The following is a 2,509-nucleotide window of genomic DNA, read 5'->3' as shown; positions in this document are numbered from 1 at the left end:
CGGGCGCATCCCGGTCGAGGTGGCGCTGGACTGCCCGGCCGAGCGGTTCGACGACGACACCGACGTCCAGCAGCGCGAGGACGAGCCGGCGCCGACCGCTGACTGACACGCAACGGTCTTTCTCCTCCGGCCCCGACGCCCGAGCATGACCACGAGAGAGTTCGGCGACGTGACGCTCGAACGCGTCCGGGAGCACGTCTGGGAGATCCCGCGGGAGGGCGAGATGGAGGTCCCCGGCCGCGTGCTGGCGAGCGAGGCGCTGCTCGAGGACCTCGGCGACGACGACAGCCTCAAGCAGCTGAAAAACGCCGCGGCGCTGCCCGGGATGACGAAGTACGCCCTCGCGATGCCCGACGCCCACCAGGGGTACGGCTTCCCGGTCGGCGGCGTCGGCGCCATCGACGCCGAGGACGGCTGCATCTCGCCCGGTGCGGTGGGGTTCGACATCAACTGCGGCGTCCGGATGCTCCGCACGCCGCTCAGGTACGACGACGTGCGCGGCCGCGAGGAGGAGTTGGTCGAGGCGCTGTTCGACGCGGTCCCCTCCGGGCTCGGCGGCGGCGGCGTGATCGAGGGGAGCCGCGACGCGGTCGAGGGGGCGCTCGAACGCGGCGTCGAGTGGGCCGTCGAGCAGGGGTACGCGACCGAGGCCGACCTCGACCACTGCGAGGACGGGGGGCGCCGGCCGGACGCGAAGCCCGAGTACGTCTCGAAGAAGGCCAAGGACCGCGGGATGAACCAGATGGGGAGTCTCGGCTCGGGCAACCACTTCCTCGAAGTCCAGCGCGTGACCGACACGTTCGACGACGCCGTCGCCGACGCCTACGGGCTTTCCGAGGGCCAGATCGTCGTGCTGATCCACTGCGGCAGCCGCGGGCTGGGCCACCAGATCTGCTCGAACTACGTGCGCCGGATCGAGCAGGAACACGGCGACCTGCTGGAGCAGTTGCCGGACAAGGACCTCGCGGCGGCACCCGCCGGCTCCGAACTGGCCGAGGAGTACTACGGCGCGATGTGCGCCGCGGTCAACTTCGCGTGGGTGAACCGCCAGCTCATCACCCACCGAACGCGGGAGACGCTCGCCGACGTGTTCGACGCCGTCGAGACGGCGGACGTGGAGCTACTGTACGACGTGGCCCACAACATCGCCAAGCGCGAGACTCACGAGGTCGACGGCGAGGAGCGCGACCTGTTCGTCCACCGCAAGGGCGCGACTCGGGCGTTCCCGCCGGGCCGCGAGGAGGTGCCGCCGGCGTACCGCGACGTGGGCCAGCCCGTGATCATCCCCGGCTCCATGGGCGCCGGCAGCTACGTGCTGAAGGGCGGCGACCGCTCGCTCGCGGAGACGTTCGGCTCGACCGCCCACGGCGCCGGGCGGCTGATGTCCCGGACGCAGGCCAAGGGAGAGTTCTGGGGCGGCGACGTGCAGGACGACCTCGCCGAGCAGGAGCACATCTACGTGAAGGCCAACTCCGGCGCCACCATTGCCGAGGAGGCCCCCGGCGTGTACAAGGACGTCGACGAGGTGGTCCGCGTCAGCGACGAACTGGACATCGGCGACAAGGTGGCGCGGACGTTCCCGGTCTGCAACATCAAGGGCTGAGCTTTAGGCGGGAGCGAGCGTACGGGGCGTATGCTCGAAACCCGGCGCGGTCGGTTCGTCGGCATCGCGCTCGCCATCCTCGCCGTGGCCGTCCCGGTGTCGACGCTGCTGATCCCGCCGGACCCGTACACGCAGGTGGTCGTCGTCGCGGGCGTGGTGCTGTTCGCGCTCACGGCGGCGAACCTCCTCAGCCACCCGACGGTGTACGAGCTACTGCGGGAGAACTGACCGCCGATCCGCGTTCAGTCGCCGTGGGGACCGCTCGGGCCGCCGGGGCTGTCCGGCCCGCGCGGTCGCTGCGGGCCGACGCCGATGGTGACGCGGTCGTCGCCGCGCTCGGGCTGAATTTCCTCGCCTTCCTCGAACCGGACGAAGGAGAGGTAGAACGGCTCCCCGCAGCCTGAATCGGGCGCCTCCGCGGCGTCGGGGAGTTCCTCGCCCGTCAGGAGCAGTTCCTCGTCCGCGCCGCAGACGAACCGGACCCCGTCGACGCCCTCCTCGTCCTCGAACGGCTCGTCGGGATCGACGTAGCTCCACCCCTCCAGCGGGTAGGGCGTGACGGTTTTGTCGGCGAGATACCCCTCGCGCTCCAGCTCGTGGACGGCGCCACAGCGCGGGCAGTAGTAGGTGACGGGGTAGGCCATGGGCGCCGTAGGCGCCCGAACGATACGTGGGTTTCGGCGGCGGTGGGGTCGGCGCGGATCAGCGCCGTTCGTGGATTCGCCGTCTGTGGATCACTCCTCCCCCCGCGCGTCGACGACGAGCACGGGGATCTTCGTCTTCCGGAGCACCTTCTCGGCGACGCTGCCCAGCAGCGCCCGCGAGATGCCCGAGCGGCCGTGGCTCCCGGAGACGACGAGGTCGGCGCCGCGTTCGCGCCCGAACATGGCCAGCCCGGTCGCCCCG

Annotated in this window: 4 protein-coding genes; 2 read left to right on the top strand and 2 right to left on the bottom strand. The window is 71.2% G+C overall.

The window, feature by feature from the left end:
• Window positions 1-145 precede the first annotated feature (145 nt).
• Window positions 146-1,603 carry an RtcB family protein gene (locus tag ACFR9S_RS12610; protein WP_379818805.1) on the top strand — a complete coding sequence of 486 codons (1,458 nt, stop codon included), beginning with the start codon at window positions 146-148 and terminating at the stop codon, window positions 1,601-1,603.
• 30 nt (window positions 1,604-1,633) lie between these two features.
• Window positions 1,634-1,831, top strand: a complete 198-nt coding sequence (locus ACFR9S_RS12605; protein WP_379732605.1) for a hypothetical protein — start codon at window positions 1,634-1,636, stop codon at window positions 1,829-1,831.
• A gap of 14 nt (window positions 1,832-1,845) precedes the next feature.
• On the opposite strand, the gene ACFR9S_RS12600 is transcribed toward ACFR9S_RS12605, so the two are convergent.
• Window positions 1,846-2,247: a hypothetical protein gene (locus ACFR9S_RS12600; protein ID WP_379732604.1), complete on the bottom strand. Its 402-nt coding sequence runs from the start codon at window positions 2,245-2,247 to the stop codon at window positions 1,846-1,848.
• A 90-nt stretch (window positions 2,248-2,337) separates the two neighbouring features.
• Complete coding sequence (locus tag ACFR9S_RS12595; protein ID WP_379818808.1) at window positions 2,338-2,496, bottom strand: universal stress protein; 159 nt, start codon at window positions 2,494-2,496, stop codon at window positions 2,338-2,340.
• Window positions 2,497-2,509 lie beyond the last annotated feature (13 nt).

The sequence above is a fragment of the Halolamina salina genome (assembly GCF_042678005.1).
Taxonomy (GTDB): domain Archaea; phylum Halobacteriota; class Halobacteria; order Halobacteriales; family Haloferacaceae; genus Halolamina; species Halolamina salina.
Note: the sequence above shows the minus strand (reverse complement) of the source record. Positions and strands in the feature narration are given on the sequence as shown.

Excerpts from the sequence above, each read along its gene's own strand:
- ACFR9S_RS12605 (WP_379732605.1), top strand. The coding sequence starts at position 1,634 with ATGCTCGAAACCCGGCGCGGTCGGTTCGTCGGCATCGCGCTCGCCATC.
- ACFR9S_RS12600 (WP_379732604.1), bottom strand. The coding sequence starts at position 2,247 with ATGGCCTACCCCGTCACCTACTACTGCCCGCGCTGTGGCGCCGTCCAC.
- ACFR9S_RS12610 (WP_379818805.1), top strand. The coding sequence starts at position 146 with ATGACCACGAGAGAGTTCGGCGACGTGACGCTCGAACGCGTCCGGGAG.